This window comes from Bdellovibrio sp. HCB337 (genome assembly GCF_047302465.1).
GTDB lineage: Bacteria > Bdellovibrionota > Bdellovibrionia > Bdellovibrionales > Bdellovibrionaceae > JACMRP01.
This window is the reverse complement of sequence record NZ_CP178621.1, coordinates 2990714-3010400: the sequence shown is the minus strand read 5'-3', so window position 1 is coordinate 3010400 and position 19687 is coordinate 2990714. Positions and strand designations below refer to the sequence as shown.

Sequence of the window (19687 nt, the reverse complement as noted above, 5' to 3'; positions counted from 1 at the left end):
CTTGTTTAAAGCGACGGTGTTTTGCCACCATCCACGGGAAGATTAATGCCGGTAATATAAGATGCTGCAGGACTAACTAAGAAGCCAATGGTTTCGGCGATTTCAGAGGGCTCTCCGATGCGTCTCATTGGGATTGCTTCTTTCCATTGATTTTCGATTTCTTGCACAGTCGTTTTTTTCTGTTGAGCTGCAGCTTCAGCAAGGGATGTGTATCTTCCTGTGCGGATATTGCCTGGAAGAATATTGTTCACAGTGATGTGATAAGGAGCTAGTTCTGCCGCCATTGTTTTTGACCAGTTGGCCATTGCACCACGAATGGTGTTTGAAACTCCTAAATTAGGAATCGGAATTTTCACCGAGGTTGAGATGATATTCACAATGCGTCCATAGCTTGCGGCCTTCATAGCAGGAAGCACCGCTTGAGTCAGAATGTGCGAGGCATAAAGATGAACTCGGAACGGCGCTTCGAAATCTTGAACTTTGGTTTCAGAAAGAAGTCCGCCTTTAGGGCCAACGGCGTTGTTGATCAGAATTTGAATATTCTCTTTTTGAATTTGCGGAACGATCTCTTGTTGTAGTTTTTCGGTATCAGCAAAATCGATGACAAAGTATTTGTGATCACCGCGAGGGAGTTCTTCCATGATTTGTTGTAACTTGTCTTCACTGCGGGCAAGCAGTGTAACGTTGGCTCCGCGCGCGGCTAAGAGGCGGGCAGTGGCTTCGCCCATTCCTTGCGAGGCGCCACAAACAAGTGCATTTTTTCCTTTAAGACTCCAAGGCTCGGTCATTGGCTGCTCCTCAAGTAGATCCCTAATTGTCTTATTTCAGCAGCTTTTCACTGCTTTTGTAAAGTTCAGCCTAATCAATAAATTTTCAAGAAGGCTTTAACCTTTTGAGTGTGGCTCTCAAGGAAGTTGCCCTTTGGCATCGGGGTGTTTATTTAAGCCTTTTTGTTGATTTTACGAACGCCGTCAAAGCTGTTGAGCTTTGGGACCCAGAAAGAGACGTAATCGCCGGAGCGTTCACGAGTCATACCCTGGGTGATGACGGGTTTTTCAAAATTGAATTCCTCGCGGAATGTTTGATAGCTGTTGGTGGAAAGCTTGCGACCTTCTTCTTCGATCTGGTCTTTGAAGGCACGTTTACCACTGACCGAAGCAACATCATCTTTAATGACGACTTTGATATTGTCCTTCTCGTGCTCGGGAACATAGGCTTCGATAATATAAAAATCTGGATTCTCGCGCAGACGGTTGCCGCGTTCTTGCAATTTGTAGAACGGATCTTCTTCTTTGTTCGCGTATTTTTCAGATTCTTGGAAGAACTTCTTCTTCATCTCAACTTGTTCTTTGAGGAATTTAGTATTTTGAATTCTTAATGACTCGCGATTGGCTTGGTCGTTTTTGGTATAGGTTGAGTCAAAATGTTTATGTTGGTCTTTGAGCTGTTGCTCGTAAGCCTTTTTGCTATGGGTAATGCGGTTTTGATATTGTTCGTTCAAACCTTTTTCGCGCGAATCCCATTGCTCTTGCTGTTTGCCAAAGCGTTTTTCGTAGTCGCCTTCTTGGCGCGTGTATTTTTTCTCGTTGAAATCGCGGCGCTCGGCAATAGCCTGCTTACCGGTGGTTTCAGTTTTGTCGTAGTCAGACTTTAAATTGGTGCGAAGTTTGTCTTGGACCTGACGGCCTTTTTCAAGCTCGTGATCCAAAGTCATTTTGTTGTTTTCTTTGACTTGAGTCAGGCGCTTATTAGTGAAGTCCTCGGTTTGATGAAGCTCTTTGTTGAACTTTTGCTTCACTTCGGCAAGTTCGCTAGTGGCTTCTGTGCGAACTTTTTCCACTTTCTTTTGTTGTGAATCTTGGATTTCGGCCAATTTCGCTTTGGAATTTAAGCGAGCTTCTTCCACTTCGGCCTGACGGCGAGTGCGGGTCTCGGCGACTTTTTTGCGATAATCTTGGTCGATACCATCTAACTGAGCCTCGCTGCGCTTTACTATTTTCTGGCGGTTTTCAGAAACGTCTTCCACGGTCTCGTTTTGTTTGCGACGGATGTGATTAATAGCTGCTTCGCCTTGAGTACGAGTTTCTTCCTTGCGTTGATTGTAGAATTCCTTCATCTCGCCCAACTCTTCTTCTTGTTGGTGAGCATACTTTTTCTTTTTCTTTGCATATTCGGATTGAAGGTCGCTGATTTCACTTTGTTGGGAACGGCGAGCCTTTGAAGATTCTACGGACATGTGAACGCATCTCCTTCCTGGAAAAGTCGTCTCAGTCTTAGAATAGCAAATTTTCGCTCGAGGCTCTAAGGATTCACGGGATTCACAGCAGGAGCTGGGCCTTGGTTCTGGCTAGGATTCGCTGCGGGTGCAGAAGGCGCGGCAGCCGCTGCTGTATTGGCTTTTGGATTCGGGCATGGTGGTTGACCACCGCCGGTGCGTCCATAACAGCGCCACGTATCAGTGTATTGCACGATTTCGTCTTGTTGGACGGGATAATAGTAAGGGTACTGAAGTGGATCTAAGGTGCTGTCGACCAGGCGATAGTCTTGGGTTTTGGTATTGGTGATTTTCAACGTGAACATGCGATACTCCGCATGCGCCACCACTCCCATTAGACTTAAAAATAAAAAGAAACCGCCAAAGTTCATAGCCGGCTTATCGGCAAAAAAACAAAAAAGAACAGGGCCCTTTTGGGGCCCTGCGCACGGGGTGTGCATGAATGGTCACATTATTTTGTAGTGAATGTGACCTCAAGACTTAAACTATTACCAAGGTCCTGGGAAATGCTCGCAGCCTGAGCTTTGTAAGTGGTGTTTGGCTGCAAGCCACTCACATGAATGCTATGAGTGGTGCGGAGAAGATTGTCTGAGCTTGTCAGAATCTCTTCGCCGGTTGCTTGATTGATCAAGCGTACTTGTGATGAAGCCGGGATGTCGGTCGTCCACGCGAGGAATACATCCGTAGCTATAATTTCTGTCACGCGGAAGTTTGAAATCAAAGGTTTCGTACCTTGAGCGCAAGGATTGTAAGTGTTGTCTAACCAGAAATTTGCTGGAGCCACAGGCTTCCAACCGCGAGATTGCATCTCGTTATAAACTTGCAGTGGAGTTGATCCATTGTCTGGATCGAAGAAGTATTTATTTCCGGCCGTGCCACACTGAATGTCTTTGCCTGCTTGAGAAGCTTTTCTCCAGATAAGCACGTTGGCGATGTGCAAACGAGGGCCTTGATAATAAATGACTTCGAGCGGGATTTGCGTTCTGCGAGTCATGCGAATCGTTTCAGTTGCGCAGCCCATGCGAGTAGAGTGGTCGCCATCATTATTGATGATTTCGCGCCATGTATCTGTCATTGGATCTTTGATTTTCAAACGAGTGCCGTCATCTGAAAGTAGGGCTAACTCGTAGTCGCCCTCTTCATCGGCGTCTGACAATTGTAAGGTGGTTTCGAATTTAATACCGAAATATTCAATGAGTTTTGAGCCAGTGTCGTCAGCTAGTACTCCAGTGGTTTGGGTAGAAAACCCATCACTAAAAGGACGGGTCGGAACATTCATGTCCGCAAAAAAGAGTGTCTTGTCTGATTTCTGGGTAAGAGTCGTGAAGTCGATCGCACTATACATACGTGGCATCGCCGCCGTTTTGTAAAATAACGTTCCCATAACCCCTTGGCTCATCACCTGGGTTGAGTTGTCGTTGAATGGATCGCACACCGTCTTATTAAGTGGATGTAGATTCAAATCCACCGGGGCATTCATCACCGCTTCAGAGGTTGCAACTGCTGTGACATTCTCACTCGGTTGAAACTGAGTGGTGCAGGCTGCGGTCATGATAGTTAACAGAGAAAGTGTGATGCGTTTCACGGTGGCCTCCGGGTGGTGCTTGCGGGTACCAACACAGTTTAGCCAAAGGTCGAGGTTTTCACACTAAGTTGTGGAAATCATTCCTAAATAGAACTCTAAAAGTTTGACGATTTCTGTCAACTTCTCAAGTGATTACAAAATGTTTTAGAAACTGTAAAAGCTCTGATCGGAACTAGTGAGCCAACTCATGGTTAGCGCGAACTGTATTTTCCACGATGTGGAAATAAGCTCTGACCACCATTTCGAAGGACTCTTGATCCAGAGACTTCAGATAAGCGACTTTTTCGATATAAGTGCGCTTAGCAATAAGCTCTGTCATCACATCTTGGACTTTCTTCATTTTATTGAAGTCGTAAAAGTCCTTGTCGTCCTTCACTTGTCTCAAAACTTCAGCGATTGACTTGTTGTCGAAGAGTACGTGTACGCCCATAGCTGAGTGAGAAAGAAGTGCTTCCATGCGCTCCAAGCTTTTTTCTTCGATAATTGACAAAACCCGCCTCCTTGCGATGGTCTGTTACTTCAAATGGTGAAGTGCATTTTTTTTTCTTGCAAGGCAAAAAGCACTAAGCATGACGGTGTTTGTCATAGAGGGGATTTTAAACCTTGTTGTGAGGGGCGAGAGTATTAATAATAACTGCAGGTGAGGGCTCCATGGCGAAGGCAAAAGCGAAGACAAAATCGAAATCACGCGGCAAGAAGAAATCTACCAACGAGAAAGAGTACATCATTATCGATGAAACCAACGGGTTGATTTTCGAGAATGAGGAAGATTTGTTTGGTTACTTCGAAGACAACATCAATGCCCTTGAGGACGAATACCAAGCAGTACGTTCCGAAGAAGACCTTTCCGATGATGAGCAGGTGGCACTCGAGAGCTACCTTGAAAGCACTTTGGATGAGCCGGATGAAATTTGGCAGGATAGCCAAACCTTTGAGGACTTGGTGATCCATCACTTCATTCGCTCTTTCGAGGTGGGTAACCAAATCTTTCATTACATCGCCATTGCCTATGTGACTAGCGACGACACTTACCCAAGCTTTGTGTTTATTCACTTCCCTACCAAAGACCTGCGCATGCTGCAGAACTACCAACGTGGCGAGCTTATTTACGACAAGAAGTATGAGTATGTTCAAGCCGGTGCTATCGATGGCGACGCTCTTGGTGAGGGGGATCCGCTTTCCATGGGGCTTTATATCGCCATGATGAAGGTGCGCAGTGAAAAGGACATCGACCAAGAGAAGTTCAAAGACTTCCAGGATCTTCGCGAAGACACTATCGAGAGCGCGGATGAGATTTGGAAAAAGAACGACCTTGATGGCAATGTGCTTGTGACCTTCATTAAAGAGTACCCGGATCACGAAGTGTCAGAATTAACCTACGTTGTGGTGACTCAGGAAGACTCAACCAGCAACGTGCATTCGCTTTTATTCTCGTTCCCGACAAATGATTCCACCCTGGTCGATCGTTATCGCCAAGGTGAAAATCTTCAGGCCGAAGAAGTCGTGCAGGAAAGCTCGCACTAGAAGCAGAAGTTTGTTGTCATGGATTTGAACTGAGCGGCTGTCCAGTTCTCATTGATCATGCTGGCAAATGGGTGCAGAGCCTGTAGCGACATTGCGCGAGTAGCGCCACGATCATTGGCGTAGTCTGCAGGGCGTGCTGCGAACGCTGGCATCAACATATCCATATTGATCGTGTTCACATTGTTCGTGTTGTACATAGCGATTTTAAGTGCGTCGAATTCGGCTTGAGGGTCGCGAATATCAATCACCAAGCGTACGTATTGAAAGAACTTATTCACGTCTGTAATGCCCCATTTAGCGGCGATCGCAGAGACCTGTCCCCAGTGCATGACAGAGTCAAAGTTAGTCAGGATTTGTCCATCCAAAGTTTCAAAGCGAGCTTGAACCGGGTTTCTATCGATATAAGTTTGTCCAGCAGCATTGGCCTGCCAGCGATAGAAGTGAATATAGTCACCGCTGCCAAAGCTTGAAGGCATTTTGGTGAACTTTACTTTCATATAGTCATAACGAATTTGGTTGGCAGCGTCTGTGTAAGCCACAACTTTTGCGGTAATGCCACTTTGGGTTTTTTCATTGCAGTAGATAAGTTCAGTTTTTGCCGTCGGAGTATCGACAGGCGCGCGGCTAGAAAACTCAGTCAGATCGTTCTGTTTGAAAGAGCCACATGCAGTCAGCATTGCGAGGATCGTCAGAAGGAGTGCTGCTTTCAGAGTAGTTTGAGTATTCATATATCCCCCTTAGGGTAAAAATTCGTTTGATACTCCCTAAAAGAGCAACGAAAGTGCCAACGTTTCAGAGTGAAACAGGGGGATAGAATTGTTATTTCGTGGACTTAGCGTCAGCAACGGCGCCTCTAACTGAGACGTCTTACACTGAGGCACTTTCCTCTGACAGAGTGACGTTTTTGGGTGTCCCGAGAAGGGCAGGTCGCCGCCGTAGCGGCGGTGGGTGTGGCGCCAGGTTTTATTATCAATTCTAAGAATGCATTCCTAATTTTAGGATTGGTTCGCTTCTATTGGAATATAGAGGTATCTCGGAGGGAGTTTGAGTGGCCTTAGCATTGCTTTACTGGGTGGCATTGCAAAGGAGCAAACAATGCCTCATCCATTTTTTAAAATCGTAAAATCCGCAATAGTCGGATCCATAGTTATCTCGTTAGTAGTGTCAGCGCTTCCTGAATATGCTTTTGCTAGCGAAAGTAAGAAAACAAATCGGGATTTAGAAAAGACATTAATTCAAATTAGATCTCAAGAATCCCTTGATCAATCTATTACATTTTTAGCGGCAGCATTGCTTGCTTGGAATCCTTCCTTAAAAAAATACAACTTAAAGAAAATTTTGAGTGATCGAGTTCAAAAAGTAGGGGTGATGGAAGGTTTGGTATTACCAACAATCACTTTGATAGACATGTCCTACGCCGCAGGTGTTCCTCGTTTTGGAAGTTTGTTGAATCCGATGCTGAATGAGTTGGCGCCTTCTATTGCGGTTGATCTCAATAAAAAATTCCAATTACCTTTAGATTATAAAGGCGAAAGCTTCGGCGCTATTAGTACAAGAAATAGCTTGCCACAATTGATTGAGTCTTTTCAAACTCGCCTCGATAGTAACTTTAACTCTCAAATGTCCGCGAAGCCTCAAAGCGCAGATTTGAATCAGAAACAAGACTTGTTCCATCAAGTATTGATCGGACCGGGATCATATTTGAAGTATCGCGCCGGACAGCTCGGAAATACAGACGAAGCACCTCAAAATTTAAAATTGCCTGGAGGTAAAAATCCTTCAGAAGGCGGAAGTTTTGGAAAAGAGATTGCGCCTCTTCCGAAAGGTTTGTTCTCGAATAGAACGATAGTGGAATACAACACTTGCACTGCAGAATGTGCGTTTCATGCCGGACTATTTGGAGGTGCAGGTTGGAAAGCCGGGTTAGAGATAGGAGCATTAATTCCACATCCTGTGGCTAAAGCTGTAGCACCCGCTGTTGGTGGAGTTATCGGTATAGGTGTAGGGCTGAATGAGTGCAGTACTTCCAAGGCATGTGGTGGGACCGGAGAGCCTGGGCCCAAGAAGGCGCCTGAGGTTCCAAAAAATGAAGAACAACCGAAATTAGATAAAAATCCTAAGGCAGATCCTCAACCAACTCCTGAGCCGCGAGCAACGCCGGAGGATGAACGCAAAGATCCTAAAGATCCAAAGTTTGATTTTGGACCCGATAGCCCAAGACAACAAGTGGACGACAATAATAATATTCAGACTGACAATGATCGAAATGTAGCGACACCACAAAATTCTGACACAAAAGAGGACCAAAATAGACGAGGACCTCGAAATGGTCCTCCAACAATTGGGCCTACAATTCAAAGGGATCAGCCAAAGCAGCGTGGCCCAAATTATGATCCGTCAGCTATTGACCCTTCACATGGTAGGTTGGATCCAAAGCGGGGACCGAAGGTAAATCCACCAGTGACTGATCCCATGCATGGTCGCCTCTAAAAAAAGACTAGTGAGGAGTTTTTATGAAAATCTTTAAAAGACAAAAACCTAAACCTGTATCCTATGTAATTCCTGCTTGGGCTATGCATGTTGTGTTGGGAATCGGGCTTGTGAACATGTTTTTTGGAACTGTCCGAATCGATGTGGTCTATTCCATAATTTTGACAGCCGTCATTCAGAAGGCGTTGGATTCCAAAGGACAAGTCATTTCTGAAGAAATGTCTCCAGGTCTGAAAAAGAAAATGACTTATATGCATTGGGTAGTGGTTGCAGTGCTTGTATCAATTAGCCTTTTTATTGAGCCGCTAGATAAATTATTTGCTGTAAAATAAAGGAACTAAAATGAAATTGCGTATAAAAAACTACATTGCCATACCAAGTTGGTTTTATATTTTAATACCGGCACTGGTTCTGCTAAAACCTTACTTGCATTCGAACCATTTAGAATTCGCAATACTGCTTATCTTTGTCGCAAGTGTAAGGAAGGAATTTGATGCGAATTGGAAAGAAATTCCAATTATTTTTAAGACTGATTTTTCTCGCCGTTTTTACAAAGTTTCTATAGCGATACATTGGCTAGTGATTTTTATTTCGGTCTTTCATGGTTTGATTGGAAAACTGATTCAGCAATAAACTGTCGGGACAAACTCTACCGCCGTTACGGCGGTGGGGATTTTACTTTATTCGAGCCCGTTGCAGAAGGTTCTCATGAGGTCTAAGTAGTTTGTGCGATCTTCCGCAGAGACCTCGTGAGATGAGTTTTCAAGAGCCTGTATTTGGCCTTGGTTCAATTTTGAAAGCAATGCTTGGGCTTTCTCAAGCGGTAGTAACGAACCTTCAAGAGCGCCGCGAATTAAGAGAACTGGTAGGTGAAGTGCTGCTAGGTTTTCTGTGAGGTCAACATTGGCAGCATCTGCCCAATAAGCCTCGATGGTTTCTTTTGAGAAGTGAGGCTTTTGTAAACCGCTAAAATGATCGCGCCATTTTTCTGACGGTCGAATGTAAATGGGTTCGCAGTCGTGCAAAACCAGCGCTTTGACTGCCTTGGGATTCTGAAGGGCGTGTTGGACAACCAAAGGTACACCTCGAGAAAATCCGTAGAGAACATATTCTTTCAAGCCGAGGGCGTTCACAACGGCATTAATATCAGAGGCTCTTTGTTCAAAAGAGCACATACCTGGCGAAACCTTGCCACTTTTACCAAGTCCACGATTAGAAAGTGCGATCACTCTGCGAGGAGCAAGTCCAGCAACTTCAGTTTGATGATGTTCAGCGATGCCCAGCATTCCCGGCATGATGATCAAGGGGATAGCAGAATCAGAACCTTCGTTATCCAAATAATGAATTTGAGTACCGTCACTTGCGATTGCAAATTGATCCTTCATTAGGCTCTCCCAAAGACTCCAACTACCGCAGTTGGGACTAATCCAGACTCAGTTCAACCCAAGTAATACCGTCGCCGCCAGCTTCTGGGGCTCCGGCTTTCCACTTTTTCACGTAGATGCTACGAGATAAATAAGTGCGCACGGCTTTTTTCAAAGCTTCCGTGCCGTGGCCGTGGATGATCTTTAGACGATCTTCACGAACTTGTGCAGCTTTATCTAAGGCGATCTCTAGATCTTCAAGTGCTGACTCGACAGTTTTGCCACGAAGATCCAGAACTGTTTCGTCTTCGTTTAATGCAACGGTCACACTTGAGCTTTTACGAACGAGTTGCGCTGTTGGGTTCTGTGGTTTTCCTGGTGAGCGCAGCTCTTGCCATGGCAACTGCAAGCGGATCGAGTTTGAAAGAATCATGACCTCGCCTTTAGAGTTCGGCGTGCTTTGGACGATACCGTCTTGGTTTAACGACGGCACAAAAACCTTCGATCCTGTTGGGAAACGTTTTGCGAAGTCTTCGGCAGACTCGACAGCACCCAAAGTGATTGGTTTTGCTTTTACGATTTCTGGCAGCTTGTATTTGATCTCTTGAAGATTGCGGTGTTTGTCGAAGACGTCACCGGCTTTCGCCAAGCTGATCGCTTCTTCGACTTTTTTCTCGGCTCTGCGAAGAGTTCCCGCTAAGCGAGCTTCTTTTTCTTTGTTCAACTGAGCTAAAAGATTTTCGTATTTATTTTTAGTTGCCGTCGCTTTCGCTGTTTCTTTGCGTAAGTGATCTTGCAAATTTGCGATATCAATCTTCAGTTGCTCGATTTGCTCTAGGCCATGCAAACGCGCGCGTGTTTCTGGTGACAACACTTCCGTAGCGCGATCGACAATCTCTTTGCTGACGCCCACGCGCTTTGCAGTTTGAATCGCCAAAGAATCCCCTGGGATCCCCGCTAGGAATTGATAAGTTGGGCGGCCCGTTTTTGGATCGTACTCAAGGCTTCCGTTGAGGACATGATCTTTCTCAGACCATCCGGCTTTCAAAGGTCCTAAGTGCGACGTAATGACAGCGTAAACATTTCTCTTTGAGAAGGTTTCGATAAAGCTTCGAGCAAGAGCGCTACCTTCTTCTGGGTCGGTGGATCCGCAGATCTCATCGATCAGAATTAAATTCTGAGGTCCCTGCATTTGGGCCGCTTTAGTCAGAATCTTCAAGTGGGCCGCAAAGGTACTGAGTTCTTCATCCACGCTCTGAGCGTCGCCAATACCGATCAGGATTTCTTTAAAGAATGGCAGCTTCGAGCTTTCGCTTGCACACACTGGAAGACCACAACGGGCCATCTGTGCCGCAAGACCGATGGATTTCAAGAGCACCGTCTTACCGCCGGCATTCGGGCCCGACAGAAGCAAGATGGATTTATCAGTGTTTAGTAAAACTGTATTCGACACCACTGTTTTTCCAGAAAGCTGTAAAAGTGGGTGGCGAACCTCGATTAATTCAAAGCCATCATCCGTAAAATCTAAAGTCGAAGCTTTGATCATGCCGGCAAATTGAGCTTGCGCTAAACGGACGTCCGCTTCCTCTAGCAAGCCAAAGCTTTCCAGGATTGGGCCAGCTTGGGAAGTCAGATATTTTGAAAGCTCGACGAGAAGTCTTTCGATCTCGTCTTCAATCTCTACTTCGACTTGGCGAAGACGGTTATTCAGTGGAATCACTTTTTCAGGTTCAATGAAAACTGTCTGCTTTGTTTGTGAAGAGCCGTGAATAACGCCAGGCACGTATCTTTGCATGCCGCCTTTAACAGGCAAAACCCAACGACCATCGCGAGTAGTGACGTACTTGTCTTGAAGATTGTTTTCCATTTGGTGATCTTTCACCAAACGATCAAGGCTTGTTTGTACCTCACGGCCAAGTTTTTCTTTTTCACGGAAAAGATTGTAAAGCTTTTCACTAGCGTCCGAGCGAATTTCCCCACCCGGAGTCATGATCTGGTCAATCGCAGACAAAGGCTCTTCGGCCTCCATCAATTGCCCGCGGATTTTAAGGGCCCAGTCGTTCTCGATAGAGCTCAAGGCCTCTTGCAAAGCGAGAGCTTCCAAACAGAAGCTGCGAACGTCTTTGATCTCGAGTGTTTTAAGGACAGCGCCTTTTTTTAGACGGGGATACCAAGTCGAAAACAAATCCAAGCTTTGCATGTAAGGACGGACGCCTTCGCTGAGAACAGCTCCAGCTTCGAAGATCTCTTGAAAGCTTTTTTGGGCTTCCGCTGGATTTGCGAGTGGTGCAATCTCCAAGATTTTGGATTTTGCGGATTCGCTTGTCGCATAGCCGCGGATCTTTTCTAAAATTTCTATCCAATCAAGCGCGATGAGGTCTTGCATCCCTAACACCTTTTACAAGTAGTGCAATCAAAGCAATTAAAATTAAAATCCAATCATAGTGCCCCCACAAAACGAAATCCGTCGTGGGAGGAGATTTCTTCATAAGCACTTCGTAGCTGCCATGCCATTCTTTGTGCAGCGGAGATTGTTGTAAAACATCTCCGTTTGCCAAAACAACCGTGCTGATACCGGTATTGGTCGAACGAATCAAAGGTCTGCGGACCTCGATCGCGCGCGCAAGCGTCATGTACAAGTGCTGACGGGGCTCTGACGGGCGGCCGAACCAAGAGTCATTCGTGACGTTCGCCAAGATGTCGGCTTGTTTTTCAGCAAGGCCACGCGTGAATTCTGGGTAAAGCCCCTCATAACAAATCTGTCCGCCAATTTTTAGATCGCCTTCGGGGTGAGGATAATTCAAAACCTCAGGCCCGTGACCGCGGCCGAAATTTGAAACGAATGGCAGAAGCTTTAACAGAATCGGGAAGCGCTCGCTGAACGGAAGATATTCACCAAACGCTAACAAGTTCGTCTTGCGGTAAGGTTGGCCAATCGCAAAGGCGTTAGAATCCAGCAAGAAAAGCGCATTGTAAGTTTGCCGCGGCGATTTTTCTCCGGGCGCATCCTTGGAGTACGAACCTGACAACAGAGTTTTTCCCATTGGCAGAAGGCCCGCACCCAAAAGTCGCGGAATCTTGCCATGGGCATTAAAGAAATCCATGTATTCAGGAATCGCAGTTTCCGGCCACACGATCAGTTCAGTGTTGGAAGTCTTTGCGACCTCTTCGCGTGTAAGCGCTAGGAATTTTTGAACGATGGATTCTTGAAAATTGCCCTGACCCTGTTCTGCATAGACTTTTTCAAAGTCACCGATGTTTGCTTGAATGATCGAAACGGTCAGTTTGCGGTCAAACTCATTCCAGGATTGGCCATGGAAATAGCCAGACAGGTTGATGGCAACAACGAATGCTACCAACAAAAAGCCATGTTTTTGCAAAGCCCCTCGTTGCTGACGATGCTCCCAAATCCACGCGATCCAGGCATTCAGCAAAAGAACAATTGTCGAAAGCCCTTCAAAGCCAATGACGTCGGCCCAATTGTAAGCGGGAATCTTCGCCCACAACAAAGTGTACCCTAAGTGCCACGGAAAGATCGCAGGCCAAATGCGTTCGGCAATGCTCAAGAAAAGCGCGGCGGCCAGCAAGGTTTTACTCAAACTCCAAGAGTATTTTTGTTTGAGATACACAACGAGTGCTGCCGTGATTGGGATGTACAAGTGAACAAAGGCTGCAAACAGCAAAAGCACGACAAGTGCGGCTGGCCACGGGAAACCACCAAACTGTTTGGTCACGTAAGAGACCCAGTGAAAGCCAATCAAACTTAAAGTGAATTGGGTCCACCAGCCAGCAGCGAAACCTTCTTTCCAAGTTTTCGCTTTGTGAAAAAGAAAAATCCAGAGGGGAGCATAACAAAACAACAAAGCCCACGGAGGAAACGGAATGTACGACGTTCCGATGAGCAGACCGGAAACGAAAGGCCATAAATAATTTCGCAGAGAATATTGCTTGAAAAACAACTGAATTTTTACCATCATGGTCTTTGTAACACTAAGGATGGAAATGGAAAAGCTCGGATTGAGCAAACTCAGACTACGCTGTCCCTCTTGCACAAAACTTTACGAAGTAAGTGAAGGGGATATCAAAACGCAATCGCCACAATTTGACTGTGTGGTTTGTGCGACTCGTTTTAGCTTTGAGTATCCTGTTGCCAATCCTCACAATGTTCAGACTTTCACGGTCTCTCAACAGCCGGAAATGCAAGAGGCGCGCAGCTTTCAGCAAGAATTGGAAGCTCAGTCTTTTGCAGCTCTTCAAAAAGAAATCGAAGATACTGCTGAAAAGAATAGCAGCAAAGCTTGTCCAAAATGCGGTGCCATCAACGAAAAGAAGGGCGATGAGTGTTACTCTTGCCACGTGATTTTCTCGCGTCTGGAGGAATTGCCTCTTGATCCGACGTTGAAGGCGCAACCAAGCCTTGTGCGTAAGTGGAAGAACCTGATTCTGAACTTCGATAATAAAGACCTGCACGAAGATTTCCTGAAAAGCTGCCATCAATTAGATGCTCTGCGTTTTGCGATCCTTAAATACGAGGAATTGAAGAGCGCTCAGGGGGGCTCGGATGAGCTCTGCGAACGCATGATCTTCAAGGCTCACGGCCTCTTACAATTTACGCTTGCCAGCAAAACTGAGGGCGATCTGCGTTTCCAGAAGACACCTTCTGCTTCGCGTCAAAGTTGGCATAAGTACGTTCTTTGGGCTCCGTTGGGCGTGGCCATTTTGATGATGGTCATCGGCTTTTTCAGTCTTAGTTTGCGCAATCTCGTAGGCGCAGGTGTTGCGGTCATGCTTTTGACTTTTGGTCTGATTCTTTTTTGGAAGGGCCGAATTTCACTTTCCGATTTTCACTAATGTTCCACATTCGATCTTCTTAACAAAATACTAACATTCAAATTCGAACGATCTTGATTGACTTGGATATGACGTTTCCCAGATATTTCCGTGCAGAGGCTGTAACATCACCCCCCACACAGAAATGGCGGACCAGAATGAAGACTAACTTCATTAAGACAGTGATCCTTTTGTTATCTATTTGTGGAACTGCTCAGGCAGCTCCGTTCAGCGAAGAGATTCCGTACTACGGCGAAGAGTTCTATCAGGACTTGAAAGCCGGAGTAGCTAATAAAGATCTCTCGGCTCGACTCAAAGTCATCCTAAAAAGCACCCACACTCCGCAAGCGGGGATGATGGATAAAATCTCTCCGAACTGTGAAGGCACAAAATGCTACACTCACACGGCGGTAGGGTACGGAACAGCCCGCGTTTTCTTGATGGGTAAATTCTATCTTATTAAAGACAACAACGGTTACGGCGTAAAAGACGTTTATTGTGATCAAGATCACATGACCAAAGACTTCATCCACGGTGAAGAGCCAGGACCGGATAAAGTTCCTGACAGCACCATCATCAATGTTGAGCACACCTGGCCACAAAGCCGTTTCACAGGTAAATATCGCACAGATATGCAGAAGTCTGATCTTCATCACTTGTTCCCGACAGATTCACAAATGAACTCTGTACGCGGTAACAACGCTTTTGGTGAAGTTGTGAAAGATACTAAAATCTTGAAATGCAAAAACGTTCGCTTTGGTAAAACAGCTGCTGGTGGCAACGATGTTTTCGAACCACCTCATGAGCATCAAGGTAACGTAGCCCGTGCATTGTTCTATTTCTCGACTCGTTATGATCTTCCGATTGATCCAAACCAAGAAGCTTTCTTGCGTAAATGGAACAGAGAAGACCCTGTTGATGAAGAAGAGCGTCATCGCAATGATAAGATTGCAGAGGTTCAGGGCAACCGTAATCCGTTCGTCGATTACCCAGAGTTGTCTGATAAGATCTCTGACTTCTAGATTTTAATTAAAATAGAAAATTTAAGAACCCACAGCTCGAAAGATCTGTGGGTTTTTTATTATTGTGGTGGGTTGGCGTTTTGTTTGTCGCCGATACGGCCCATCTTCTCCATGTTTTTAAGAAGAGAGCGGCCGAAGGTAGTCATTTCAGACGTAGAGTCTTTTTTAGCAACGTTTGGATCAACGCTAAAATCCTGATTGCTGGCGCCAGAGCGATTGCTAGCAGCAACGCCTGTCAGGCCCAAGCCCTGATCCAAGATCGTAAGCGCTTTATACAAGTTCAACTGACGGGAAGTGCGGGTCTTTGTGCTTAAAGACGCCACGGCATCGCCTGTGGAAAGAATGTACTTTTTGATTTCGACAGCTTTAAAAGCCTCACGACGAGCCATCACTAGGGCCGCAGCACCACTGACAAACGCCGTTGCTTGCGAAGTTCCAGTCATATAACCGTAGGTGTTTCCAGGCAGGCACGACAAAATGTTTTGTCCAGGAGCTGCTAGATCCACGGTTTCAACACCGTAGTTGCTTGAAGAAAGAACTTCGGTGCTTGGATCAATCGCCGTGACTGACACGATATTTGAAAGACCATAGTCAGCCGGGTAGTACTTGAATTGATCCGAGTTGGATCTTTCGTTACCGGCAGCGGCTACGAATAAGATTCCTTTTTTCTCGGCTTCAACGATGGCATCTTTTTCCTCTTGGCTGAACTCGGTTCCGCCGCCAGAGTAGTTGATGATGTTTGCACCCATTTTTACCGCGTACTTGATTGAAGCCACGGTGTTTTTAAGATTGTCTGTGCCTGAAACTTTCGGGTCATAATATTTAAGAATCATCAGGCTTACTTCCGGAGAAATACCGCTGATACCTTTGTTGTTACCAGCTTTAGCGCCGATGATACCTGCGATATGAGTTCCGTGACCGTGATTGTCGGTAAGGCTATTGTTGTTAGAAACAAAGTTCCAGCCGTGAACATCATCCACAAATCCATTGCCGTCGTCGTCAACTTTGTTAGTCGCTTTGTCGCGACCTTTAGAATCTTTGCCGGTTTCGCCGGGATTGCTCCAGATGTTTTCATCCATGTCTTCGTGGCTAACATCAGCGCCGGTGTCGATCACGGCAACAACAACGCTGCGACTGCCTTTAGAAACCGACCACGCGCGAGCAGCATCTGATTTTTTCAAACCCCAAGCTTGATTGATGGCTGGGTCATTGAACAAAGCGCTGGGCTCGTTTTCAACGATTTCAGTTTTAGAAGTAATTTTGGATTCTTCAAGACGATTGGACTTTTTCACAGAGTCACTACCGCGGTGGGGGCCTTCACCTTGGAGGTATTGGTAAGTGCCGAATGTTCCGATGAAAGCTACGAAAACTCCACCGATGAAAATACTGAGCTTGTGTGATGACCGCATGAAATGCCTCCCTCTCCAGTATCGGTGAAAGAGGGGGGCGTCTTAAACTTTCAGGACTCAGATTCTCATTTTGAGACGAGTTTTAACCACTCTTCTGGGAAGTTGAGGGTCGGGGTCTGGTTAGCATCACCTTGGTTGAGGCGTTTATAGAATACGAAGTTCCTCATAACGAGCTTAATGTAGGCGCGGGTCTCGTCGTAAGGGACCTCCTCGATGAACTCTAGCGAGTCCTCGCGGAAGCGCGTTTTCAACCAACCACGAATGGCGTTGCCGCTCGCATTGTAAGCTGCGACTGCCAAGATGTACTGTTGGTCATAACGGTTCAGCAATGTCTTAAGTTCTTTTGATCCAAGTGGCACATTGATCTCGGGATCAAAAAGATCTTCAGGCTCTTTGTAAGCGATATTGCTTTTTTTGCTGAGCTGTTGGCCAAGGTTTGGCAAAAGCTGCATCAAACCAAAAGCATCAACCGGGCTGCGTGCGCGTGGGTTGAAAGCAGATTCCTGACGGATGATCGAGAAAACCAACTCTGGTGGAATTTGCTCTGCTTGGGCTGCTTGCAAGATGATGTCTTTGTAGTTGCGCGGGAATAACAATTCCGGATGCTTTTGCACCATCTTGTCTTTGACGTCGGCAGGCATCGTGTTGAAGGCTGCAAAGAGCGGCAAATACAAATTAGCACGAGCGTAGCTAGTTAGAATGATCAACCAAGTTTCTTCGTCATTGCGGCCTTTTTGGCGCAAATCCTGAGACAATTGATCAATGATTTTTTCCGAGAAAGTATTCTCACCAACAGCCATCAACCACTCTGCTTGCAGAGCTGCTGTCGGTGTCATTTCTTTGAGGTTAAAGAGCGAGTAGGTGAAGTCTTTCTCATCACTCTTCATTGGCGCATAGCTTTGACCAAGCTCGCGAACGGCCATAACGCCGTAGTATCCGATTTGGTCGTCTTTAACGAGCTGCTGAAGAACGGTTTTTGCTTCTTCAGTCTTATTCAGGTTTTTAAGCGCTCGTGCTTGCCAGAAAAGACTGCGCATTCTATCCGAGTTATCTTTAGCTTTCACCGCGAACTCTTGCAGTTTCTGAGCGGCCTCGTCGTACTTTTTCATTTTGTAGAGCACCCAAGGGTGTAACCACAAAACGCGCTCGCGAATGCTAGAGCTTGAAAGAGGTTCTTTCAGACTGGCATCGTAGTATTCGCTGGCTTTGACGAGATCATTTTTCTCTTCAGCGATGCGGCCTAGGACGAAATAGATTTCATCAAGCGGGTGCTGACCTTTGAGTTGTCTTTGCGCTTCGGTCAGGGCTTTCAAAGCCAAGCTTAAACGATCTTCCGTCCACAAAGTGCGTGCAAGAAGCACGTAACTTTCATGCAGACGTTTGATGTTTTGTGCGTCTTTTTTGTTTTTTCTGTAAGTGGCTTTAGTGCCATTCACTAGTTGTGTGGTGGCGTCAATGTAGGCATTTTTATTTTGCGCCACTTTGTAAGTCATGCGGATGTTTTTAAGAGCCTGGAAGATATCATCTTCGCTCGCCTTTGGATCTTTCAGAATCTTTTTGTAAAGAACCAAGGCTTTGTCGAACTCACGACGCTGACGATGATCCATCGCTGCTGTCGGGATTTCTTTCAAAGTTAGATCCGGTTTCAAACGCGGAGAAGAACGATACAGCTGTGTTTTTACAGCGTCGATCTCGGCTTCAACTTTGAGCTCTTCGGCGATTTTCAAAGCTTCTAGCAAGTACTGTTCTTTTTTGCGCGGGATATTTTCTAAACGAGCAATATCCTTCAGTGCTTCAAGATCATCTTTTTTGTCAGCACTTTTGCGGGACTCTTTCAAGGTGACATCGGCAAGAACGTCTTGGCTCCATTTGTAGTTACTACGATATTGATCCGCATTTAACTTAGGAAGCTTGGAAGAATCCACACACGTTTGATGCGCGCGCAGAAGTGCGATGTCTTTCAAAGGAAAGTGCACTTCTTTAGCAAGGGAATCAAATTGAGTACAAGCAGCTACAGGGTTTTTTTCAAGATTCAAAAGTCCCAGGCGGTAGCTCTTCCACCATTTTTGATTGTCCTCACTGACGGATAAAGCTTCGAGCTCTTTTGCCGTGTGATCTCGGTTCTGAACGACAAAGTCATACGCCGGAGTCTTTGAGGACGGAGTGATGCGAGTGTCTTTGTTAGACGTCGTCGTGCACCCTAGGAAAGCACTTGTAAATACGAAAGCTGGGAAAAAGCGAATCATAGTCATTGTCGTCATTAGGCCACGCGCCCTCTCTCAAGAGCGTTGATACGATCTTGAAGAGCCGGGTGGGTCATGAAGAGATCAGCGATGCTGCCTTTTTTCTCGCGGCCAGAAATTTTAAGAGTTGCCATGGCGTCGTCTGCAGCTGGCGGAGCTTCATGCAAGCTTTGCAAGCGGCGAAGGGCTGCCGTCATATTTGAAACCGAAGAGATACGGGCACTGCCAGCATCTGCGCGGAACTCACGTTTACGAGAGTAGAAGTTCACAACAATTGATCCCAAAAGGGTAAACGCGATATCGCCCACGATCACACATAAGAAATGGACCATGCGGCTGTATCTTTCATCGACGTTGCTGGCGATAACGTTTGCAAGAATGCGCGAGAAGAACATAGCAAACGCATTCACGACACCTTGGATAAGGGTCATTGTCACCATGTCGCCATTTGCGATGTGAGCCACTTCGTGACCGAGGACGCCTTCGATCTCTTTGTCATTCATTCTTTGTAAAAGACCGGTAGAGACTGCGATCAAGGAATTCTTTTTGCTAGGGCCTGTCGCAAACGCATTTACGTCGTAAGACTCGTAAACTCCGACTTCAGGCATTTTGGGAAGTTTCGCACGACGAGCAAGGTCGTGGACTTTTTCAAGCAACTGACGAAGTTCTGGTTGTGTAGTGGTCGTATCAATGATTTTTACGCCGTGGTAATGTTTAGCTGCGAACTTTGACATCATCAAAGAGATGAAAGCTCCGCCCATACCCCAAACAAAACAGAAAGCTAACATGGTTGGCAGGTATTGATTAAATCCCGCAAGACCCATGAAGTGGCTGATCAAGCTCCAGGCAATACCGATCGTTACTAAAACCAAGATGTTTGTCAGAATGAAGTAACCAAAACGTTTGAAGATTTGCATAAAAAAACTCCTTAGAGGATTTTCATCC

At 45.9% G+C, this 19687-nt stretch carries 18 protein-coding genes; 6 read left to right on the top strand and 12 right to left on the bottom strand.

Features of this window, described 5'->3' with window-relative positions; translation table 11 throughout:
• Positions 1-5: 5 nt before the first annotated feature.
• The 5 genes from ACLWBB_RS14540 to ACLWBB_RS14520 all read right to left on the bottom strand — a co-directional run bounded on the left by ACLWBB_RS14540 (position 6) and on the right by ACLWBB_RS14520 (position 4350).
• Entirely contained in the window at positions 6-788 is a 783-nt protein-coding gene (locus tag ACLWBB_RS14540; RefSeq protein WP_413288268.1) for an SDR family oxidoreductase, read from the bottom strand.
• A gap of 152 nt (positions 789-940) precedes the next feature.
• Complete coding sequence (locus ACLWBB_RS14535; protein WP_413288267.1) at positions 941-2236, bottom strand: Hsp20/alpha crystallin family protein; 1296 nt, start codon at positions 2234-2236, stop codon at positions 941-943.
• A gap of 65 nt (positions 2237-2301) precedes the next feature.
• Positions 2302-2580: a hypothetical protein gene (locus ACLWBB_RS14530; protein WP_413288266.1), complete on the bottom strand. Its 279-nt coding sequence runs from the start codon at positions 2578-2580 to the stop codon at positions 2302-2304.
• Between the two features lie 146 nt (positions 2581-2726).
• Positions 2727-3860: a hypothetical protein gene (locus tag ACLWBB_RS14525; protein WP_413288265.1), complete on the bottom strand. Its 1134-nt coding sequence runs from the start codon at positions 3858-3860 to the stop codon at positions 2727-2729.
• A gap of 172 nt (positions 3861-4032) precedes the next feature.
• Entirely contained in the window at positions 4033-4350 is a 318-nt protein-coding gene (locus ACLWBB_RS14520; protein ID WP_413288264.1) for a hypothetical protein, read from the bottom strand.
• 161 nt (positions 4351-4511) lie between these two features.
• On the opposite strand from ACLWBB_RS14520, the gene ACLWBB_RS14515 reads away from it, so the two are divergent.
• Positions 4512-5384, top strand: coding sequence for a PBECR2 nuclease fold domain-containing protein (locus ACLWBB_RS14515; RefSeq protein WP_413288263.1), 873 nt, complete (start codon positions 4512-4514; stop codon positions 5382-5384).
• Here ACLWBB_RS14515 and ACLWBB_RS14510 read toward each other — a convergent pair.
• Complete coding sequence (locus ACLWBB_RS14510; protein ID WP_413288262.1) at positions 5381-6112, bottom strand: hypothetical protein; 732 nt, start codon at positions 6110-6112, stop codon at positions 5381-5383. The genes ACLWBB_RS14515 and ACLWBB_RS14510 overlap by 4 nt on opposite strands.
• Positions 6113-6479: 367 nt before the next feature.
• On the opposite strand from ACLWBB_RS14510, the gene ACLWBB_RS14505 reads away from it, so the two are divergent.
• From ACLWBB_RS14505 to ACLWBB_RS14495, 3 genes are read left to right on the top strand one after another with little or no spacing between them, the layout of a single operon-like run.
• A complete protein-coding gene (locus tag ACLWBB_RS14505; RefSeq protein WP_413288261.1) occupies positions 6480-7874 on the top strand; it encodes a hypothetical protein in 1395 nt (464 codons plus the stop codon).
• Positions 7875-7897: 23 nt separating this feature from the next.
• Positions 7898-8206, top strand: a complete 309-nt coding sequence (locus ACLWBB_RS14500) for a hypothetical protein (RefSeq protein WP_413288260.1) — start codon at positions 7898-7900, stop codon at positions 8204-8206.
• Positions 8207-8216: 10 nt separating this feature from the next.
• Positions 8217-8507 (top strand): hypothetical protein, encoded by a 291-nt coding sequence (locus ACLWBB_RS14495; RefSeq protein WP_413288259.1) that lies wholly within the window; start codon positions 8217-8219, stop codon positions 8505-8507.
• Positions 8508-8554: 47 nt separating this feature from the next.
• Here ACLWBB_RS14495 and ACLWBB_RS14490 read toward each other — a convergent pair whose 3' ends face one another.
• Genes ACLWBB_RS14490 through lnt form a run of 3 tightly spaced genes read right to left on the bottom strand, consistent with a single transcriptional unit; the run spans position 8555 to position 13215 of the window.
• A complete protein-coding gene (locus ACLWBB_RS14490) occupies positions 8555-9259 on the bottom strand; it encodes an alpha/beta fold hydrolase (protein WP_413288258.1) in 705 nt (234 codons plus the stop codon).
• 37 nt (positions 9260-9296) lie between these two features.
• The gene (locus ACLWBB_RS14485) at positions 9297-11624 is read right to left on the bottom strand and encodes an endonuclease MutS2 (RefSeq protein ID WP_413288257.1); all 2328 of its coding nucleotides are present in this window, start codon (positions 11622-11624) and stop codon (positions 9297-9299) included.
• A complete protein-coding gene (lnt, locus tag ACLWBB_RS14480; RefSeq protein WP_413288256.1) occupies positions 11602-13215 on the bottom strand; it encodes an apolipoprotein N-acyltransferase in 1614 nt (537 codons plus the stop codon). Before lnt ends, ACLWBB_RS14485 begins: the two co-directional genes overlap by 23 nt.
• Before the next feature lie 25 nt (positions 13216-13240).
• Between lnt and ACLWBB_RS14475 the strand changes: the two genes are divergently transcribed.
• Together ACLWBB_RS14475 and ACLWBB_RS14470 are read left to right on the top strand one after the other, a co-directional pair.
• The gene (locus tag ACLWBB_RS14475) at positions 13241-14089 is read left to right on the top strand and encodes a hypothetical protein (protein ID WP_413288255.1); all 849 of its coding nucleotides are present in this window, start codon (positions 13241-13243) and stop codon (positions 14087-14089) included.
• Between the two features lie 137 nt (positions 14090-14226).
• Positions 14227-15090, top strand: a complete 864-nt coding sequence (locus ACLWBB_RS14470) for an endonuclease I family protein (protein WP_413288254.1) — start codon at positions 14227-14229, stop codon at positions 15088-15090.
• 59 nt (positions 15091-15149) lie between these two features.
• Here the strand turns inward: ACLWBB_RS14470 and ACLWBB_RS14465 are convergent, their stop codons facing one another.
• The 3 genes from ACLWBB_RS14465 to htpX all read right to left on the bottom strand — a co-directional run bounded on the left by ACLWBB_RS14465 (position 15150) and on the right by htpX (position 19659).
• The gene (locus ACLWBB_RS14465) at positions 15150-16499 is read right to left on the bottom strand and encodes a S8 family peptidase (protein ID WP_413288253.1); all 1350 of its coding nucleotides are present in this window, start codon (positions 16497-16499) and stop codon (positions 15150-15152) included.
• A gap of 65 nt (positions 16500-16564) precedes the next feature.
• On the bottom strand, positions 16565-18760 hold the full coding sequence (locus ACLWBB_RS14460; protein ID WP_413288252.1) for a transglycosylase SLT domain-containing protein: 2196 nt from the start codon (positions 18758-18760) through the stop codon (positions 16565-16567).
• The gene (htpX, locus tag ACLWBB_RS14455) at positions 18760-19659 is read right to left on the bottom strand and encodes a protease HtpX (protein WP_413288251.1); all 900 of its coding nucleotides are present in this window, start codon (positions 19657-19659) and stop codon (positions 18760-18762) included. The genes ACLWBB_RS14460 and htpX overlap by 1 nt, the downstream gene beginning before the upstream one ends.
• Positions 19660-19687: the final 28 nt, after the last annotated feature.

Excerpts from the sequence above, each read along its gene's own strand:
- ACLWBB_RS14540 (WP_413288268.1), bottom strand. The coding sequence starts at position 788 with ATGACCGAGCCTTGGAGTCTTAAAGGAAAAAATGCACTTGTTTGTGGC.
- ACLWBB_RS14535 (WP_413288267.1), bottom strand. The coding sequence starts at position 2,236 with ATGTCCGTAGAATCTTCAAAGGCTCGCCGTTCCCAACAAAGTGAAATC.
- ACLWBB_RS14530 (WP_413288266.1), bottom strand. The coding sequence starts at position 2,580 with ATGTTCACGTTGAAAATCACCAATACCAAAACCCAAGACTATCGCCTG.
- ACLWBB_RS14515 (WP_413288263.1), top strand. The coding sequence starts at position 4,512 with ATGGCGAAGGCAAAAGCGAAGACAAAATCGAAATCACGCGGCAAGAAG.
- ACLWBB_RS14510 (WP_413288262.1), bottom strand. The coding sequence starts at position 6,112 with ATGAATACTCAAACTACTCTGAAAGCAGCACTCCTTCTGACGATCCTC.
- ACLWBB_RS14505 (WP_413288261.1), top strand. The coding sequence starts at position 6,480 with ATGCCTCATCCATTTTTTAAAATCGTAAAATCCGCAATAGTCGGATCC.
- ACLWBB_RS14500 (WP_413288260.1), top strand. The coding sequence starts at position 7,898 with ATGAAAATCTTTAAAAGACAAAAACCTAAACCTGTATCCTATGTAATT.
- ACLWBB_RS14495 (WP_413288259.1), top strand. The coding sequence starts at position 8,217 with ATGAAATTGCGTATAAAAAACTACATTGCCATACCAAGTTGGTTTTAT.
- ACLWBB_RS14490 (WP_413288258.1), bottom strand. The coding sequence starts at position 9,259 with ATGAAGGATCAATTTGCAATCGCAAGTGACGGTACTCAAATTCATTAT.
- ACLWBB_RS14485 (WP_413288257.1), bottom strand. The coding sequence starts at position 11,624 with ATGCAAGACCTCATCGCGCTTGATTGGATAGAAATTTTAGAAAAGATC.
- lnt (WP_413288256.1), bottom strand. The coding sequence starts at position 13,215 with ATGATGGTAAAAATTCAGTTGTTTTTCAAGCAATATTCTCTGCGAAAT.
- ACLWBB_RS14475 (WP_413288255.1), top strand. The coding sequence starts at position 13,241 with ATGGAAAAGCTCGGATTGAGCAAACTCAGACTACGCTGTCCCTCTTGC.
- ACLWBB_RS14470 (WP_413288254.1), top strand. The coding sequence starts at position 14,227 with ATGAAGACTAACTTCATTAAGACAGTGATCCTTTTGTTATCTATTTGT.
- ACLWBB_RS14465 (WP_413288253.1), bottom strand. The coding sequence starts at position 16,499 with ATGCGGTCATCACACAAGCTCAGTATTTTCATCGGTGGAGTTTTCGTA.
- ACLWBB_RS14460 (WP_413288252.1), bottom strand. The coding sequence starts at position 18,760 with ATGACGACAATGACTATGATTCGCTTTTTCCCAGCTTTCGTATTTACA.
- htpX (WP_413288251.1), bottom strand. The coding sequence starts at position 19,659 with ATGCAAATCTTCAAACGTTTTGGTTACTTCATTCTGACAAACATCTTG.